The sequence below is a fragment of the Moraxella sp. genome, assembly GCF_024227015.1.
Taxonomy (GTDB): domain Bacteria; phylum Pseudomonadota; class Gammaproteobacteria; order Pseudomonadales; family Moraxellaceae; genus Moraxella.
Window position 1 is genome coordinate 1 of record NZ_JAAELD010000242.1, and the last position, 5,060, is coordinate 5,060.

At 47.3% G+C, this 5,060-nt stretch carries 4 protein-coding genes and 1 pseudogene; all 5 read left to right on the plus strand.

Translation table 11 applies throughout. From position 1 onward, the window contains the following. Positions 1-183: 183 nt before the first annotated feature. Positions 184-1,212, plus strand: a complete 1,029-nt coding sequence (pheS, locus tag GY683_RS05645) for a phenylalanine--tRNA ligase subunit alpha (protein ID WP_297287815.1) — start codon at positions 184-186, stop codon at positions 1,210-1,212. A gap of 39 nt (positions 1,213-1,251) precedes the next feature. Next, a complete protein-coding gene (gene pheT / locus GY683_RS05650; RefSeq protein WP_297287816.1) occupies positions 1,252-3,651 on the plus strand; it encodes a phenylalanine--tRNA ligase subunit beta in 2,400 nt (799 codons plus the stop codon). Between the two features lie 46 nt (positions 3,652-3,697). Next, a complete protein-coding gene (locus tag GY683_RS05655; RefSeq protein WP_046695892.1) occupies positions 3,698-3,997 on the plus strand; it encodes an integration host factor subunit alpha in 300 nt (99 codons plus the stop codon). A gap of 225 nt (positions 3,998-4,222) precedes the next feature. Further along, complete coding sequence (locus GY683_RS05660; protein ID WP_297287817.1) at positions 4,223-4,486, plus strand: type B 50S ribosomal protein L31; 264 nt, start codon at positions 4,223-4,225, stop codon at positions 4,484-4,486. A gap of 276 nt (positions 4,487-4,762) precedes the next feature. Further along, a pseudogene (locus GY683_RS05665) lies at positions 4,763-5,060 on the plus strand (hypothetical protein); the annotation flags it as partial.

Below are 5,060 nucleotides of genomic sequence, written 5' to 3' on the forward strand. Positions count from 1 at the left end.
AATTTTTTGAAAAATTTTGATATTTTTATTGAAATTTTAATAATTCTGTGTACAACTCTGACCAAGGTTGCGATTTTTCCAATAGAATTGTTAATAATCTGAATCGCTTATTTACATTTCAAAATGAATTATTTACAATAAGTCCTTTATATTCCTAAGAAAATTAATGAAAGTTGCTCTTTTATGACTACAATACCCACCTTAAATCAGCCACTGGCATCGCTGAGCGAGCAGGATTTTTTGGCATTCGCTGATGCGGCAAGCACACTCATCAATAATGCCCAAAGCGAAAGCGAGCTTCAAGAACTAAAAGTAACCCTTCAGGGCAAAAAAAGCGACATCACCACGCTATCTAAGCAGATGGGCAGTCTAGATGCAGATGGCAAAAAAACCTACGGCGCATATCTGCATGAGCTACGTACGCGTCTGACAACTGCATTTGAAGCGCGTGGGACAGCACTGGCAGAGCAGGCGCTTAATGCCAAGCTTGCCAGCGAGCAGGTGGATATTAGCTTGCCCGCTCGTGGTGTGGCATCAGGCGGCTTGCATCCGATCACGCACGTCACCGAGCGCATGAAGCAATTCTTCACACAGGCGGGCTTTAGTGTGGCAACAGGACCTGAGGTCGAGAGCGACTATTATAACTTTGAAGCGCTGAACATTCCTGATCATCATCCTGCACGCGCCATGCATGATACTTTTTATTTTGACGCGCATTACCTGCTGCGCACGCACACCAGTGGGGTGCAGATTCGCACCATGGAGAAGAGCGAGCCGCCGCTACGCATCATTTGCCCAGGTCGTGTGTATCGCTGCGACAGTGACCAGACGCATTCGCCAATGTTCCATCAGATGGAAGGTTTGATGATTTCAAAGTCATCGAACTTCGCTGAATTAAAAGGCGTGATTCATGAATTTTTGAATGCTTTTTTTGGTAAGGAGATGACCGTTCGTTTCCGCCCAAGCTTCTTCCCATTCACTGAGCCATCTGCTGAGGTAGACATCTTGTCTGATAATGGTAAATGGTTAGAAGTGCTAGGCTGTGGCATGGTACACCCACAAGTTCTGCGCAACTGTGGCATCGACCCTGATGAATATACAGGCTTTGCGTTTGGGCTTGGCATTGAGCGTTTTGCGATGTTGTACTATGGCGTGAACGATCTGCGTCTGTTCTTCCAAAATGACTTGAGATTTTTAAAGCAGTTTGCTTGATAAATGACAATTATTAAAAAATAGAATCTAGAGAATATTATGAAAATCAGCGAAAACTGGCTAAGACAATGGGTAAACCCTGCCAACACCTCGGATGAATTGGGTCAGCAGCTCACCATGGCGGGGCTAGAGCTAGACGGTGCGGACACGGTTGCGCCTGAATTTAGTGGCGTGGTGGTCGGCGAGGTCATTACCTGTGAGCAGCATCCTGATGCGGATCGCCTGCGTGTTACTACGGTTAATATCGGCACGGGTGAGAATCTACAGATCGTCTGCGGCGCGCCAAATGTCCGTACAGGCCTAAAAGTTGCCGTTGCGACTGTCGGTGCGGTGCTGCCACCGATTGATGGTAAGCCATTTAATATCAAAAAAGGTAAGCTTCGTGGCATCGAGAGCCAAGGCATGCTGTGCGGTGCTTCTGAGATTGGTCTGGTTGATGAGATTGATGGTCTGTTAGAGCTGCCTGATGATGCGCCGATCGGCGTTGATGTGCGTGATTATTTGGGTTTGGATGCGATGATTTTTGACATCGCCATCACCCCAAACCGCGGCGATTGCTTTAGCGCGTTAGGTCTGGCTCGTGAGATTAGCGTGATTAATCGTCTGCCACTAAACCGCCCAGAGATCACAGCCATCACTCCAAGCACCGACAAGAAAGTCAATGTCAATGTGCTTAATGATGAAGCTTGTCCGCGTTATCTTGCGCAGTACATCAGTAATATCGACCGCACTGCCAAGAGTCCAAAATGGCTAGTGGGTAATCTGGTGGCGTCTAGCATGCGTACGCACAATTTCTTGGTGGACGTGACGAACTATGTATTGCTAGAGTTGGGTCAGCCACTGCACGCCTTTGACGCGGATAAGATTCAAGGCGACATCGTCGTGCGTTTGGCGAATCAAGGCGAGACACTAGAGCTGCTTAATGAGCAGACCATCACATTAACAGGCGATGAGCTTGTGATCGCTGATGATGTGGGCGCGCTGGCATTGGCGGGCATCATGGGTGGCATGCGCTCGTCGGTGACTGATGAGACGACGAACATCGTGTTGGAGTCTGCGCATTTTAATCAGCTTGCCATCGCTGCACGCGCCAGACGTTTTGGATTGCACACCGATGCCAGCCAACGCTTTGAGCGTGGTGTGGACTTTGAATTGCCATTGACGGCACTTCATCGCGCAACTGCTTTGATTCACGCAGTGACAGGCGCAGAAGTCGGACAGATCACCACCGTAGAGAATCTTGACAAACTACCAAAACGCAATCCGATTCATCTACCATATGCCAAGATTGAGCAGCTATTGGGTGTGGCATTACCTAGCGATGAGGTGGTTGATATTCTAAATCGTCTAGAGATTACCACACAGTTCGACGGCGATAAATTCATCTGCCAGCCACCAAGCCACCGCTTTGACATGAACATCGCAGAGGATTTGGTTGAAGAGATTGCGCGTATCTATGGCTATGATAACATTAGGCCACGCTTGCCAGAATTCGCTGTGGATATGAGCTATGACGACACAGCAGATCTAACGCATGAACTCAAACTAAGCCTAGCGGCGTCGGGTTATTTTGAAGCGGTGAGCTTCAGCTTTAGCGATGCTAAGATTGAGGCGCTGTTTAATGATGATAAGCTTGGTTCGGTGTTGCCACTTGCCAATCCAATCTCAGCAGACTTAGCGGTGATGCGCCGTACATTGTTATCAAGCCTATTGCCTGTGGTGTCTTATAACTTAAACCGCCAACAGTCGCGTGTGCGTCTGTTTGAGACTGGTTTGTCTTTTGTGGGTCAGGACATTGATAATCTAGTGCAGACCCCGAGCCTTGCGATGGTTGCGACAGGTTTGGTTGCTGAAGAGGGCATCTACGACAAGCGCGCGATGGACTTTTTTGATCTAAAGCGTGATGTGGAGAGCTTGCTACCGCAAGGTCTGAACAAGACCAGCCTAAGCTATGAGCGTGCTGATTTGGCGTTCTTGCACCCTGGACAAAGTGCTTATCTTGTGGTGAATGGCGCACGTCTTGGTTGGTTTGGTCAGTTGCACCCAACGATCGCCAAAGCGCTTGATTTACCGACTGTGTGGGTGGGTCAATTTGCCATCGAAGATCTGATTGATCTGCATCGCGCGACCAACGCCATCACCGCCCCGAGCAAATTCCCAAGCGTTCGCCGAGACTTGGCATTCTTGGTGGATACATCAGTAGAGTGGCAGGATTTCATTGTGGATATCCGTGCGGCAGCAGGGAAATATCTGACCGATCTGTGGCTGTTCGATGTCTATCAAGGTGACAGACTGCCAGAGGGCAAAAAATCACTGGCATTCGCCATGCTATTCCAGAATGCTGATGCCACATTAGAAGATGATGTCATCAAAAAAGCGATGGATGATGTCGCCTCTAGATTGAGCGACAAGCACGGCGCAAAACTAAGAGACAGTTAATCCAAATGCCATTTCGGTGGCTATTGACCTAACATAAGGACGCATCATGAGTGCATTAACCAAAGCTGACATGATAGACCGCTTAACGATTCGTCTGCGCATCACTCGCCAAGATGCCAGACAGATCGTGGATAAATTTTTTGAAGAAATTAGTCAAAATCTCGCTGACGGCAAGGAAGTCAAGATCTCTGGATTTGGCAATTTTGAATTAAAAGACAAAAAATCTCGCCCTGGGCGCAACCCAAAGACAGGCGAGAGCATTCCTGTTAAGGCGCGCCGCGTGGTCACATTCAAGGCGGGTCAAAAATTCCGCACGCGCATCGAGATGGAGAATGATCCGCGCTAGTCGGTAGGCTGCTGTTAATTTCAATGGGTTGATTTGCTAAATTTGCTTGAATAGTTGGTGGTATTTTGCTAAAATATCGGCTCATTTTTCCCATCTAAGTGGGCTAATGTGTGAAAACATGGTGCGGTATGCCAAAGTTGGTTGGTGATGACGTGGCTATGTTCGGCTGTAATGGCATTTGTCAAGGCAGTATATATTAGTGCTTAGATTTATTGGACGATCATCATGCGTAAAGACATCCACCCAGAATACAAAGAAGTTCTATTCCACGACACCAATGCTGACGTGTACTTCCTAACTCGCTCAACTGTTGCGACCAAGGCCACTCGTGAATACGAAGGTCAAGAATACCCATATTTCCCACTTGATATCTCAAGTGCGTCGCACCCATTCTACACTGGCGAGCAACGTAAAGCATCTAACGAAGGTCGTGTTGCTAGCTTCAACAAGCGTTTTGGTGCATTCGCAAGCCGCGGCAAAAAAGCCTAACTTGCCCACCAAAAGCAACAAAGCTTTTGCTAAAAGCCGTCCTTTATGGGCGGTTTTTTATTATGTATCACAATGAGTTGAGCGATTTTTGAGCAGTTATTATCGAAAGCGCATCCAGTTGTGCAAATTTATTAAAATAATTGCCAAAAATATAAAACTTGACCCAACAAATAGATGACGAATTTAGCGCATCGTGATAGACTATGAATAATTTATTTGTATCAGCCATCAGTTGATGGTGATGTTAGATTTTTTAAAAGAATATTTGGGGTAGATATGGATCAGAGTGTTTGGCTGTTGCTTGCGGTGCTTGCGATTGTACTCGGATGTATTTTGTTGGTGCCTGCCATTTTGCGCACCATTAATAGCAAAAAACAAATCGATCATGATGGCGATGTGCATCATAAAGATGGTTTGCCGATCACACCAAGAGATGAGCGACTACTGACCCATGATGATGCGGTCACAGTGCCAAGCGACGATGCACCTGATGCGCTAACCAGCATGGCGGCGGTGGCAGCTTCATCCCCTGTGGTGAGTGCATCAGACCGACCAGCCATCAATCCTGCACCCA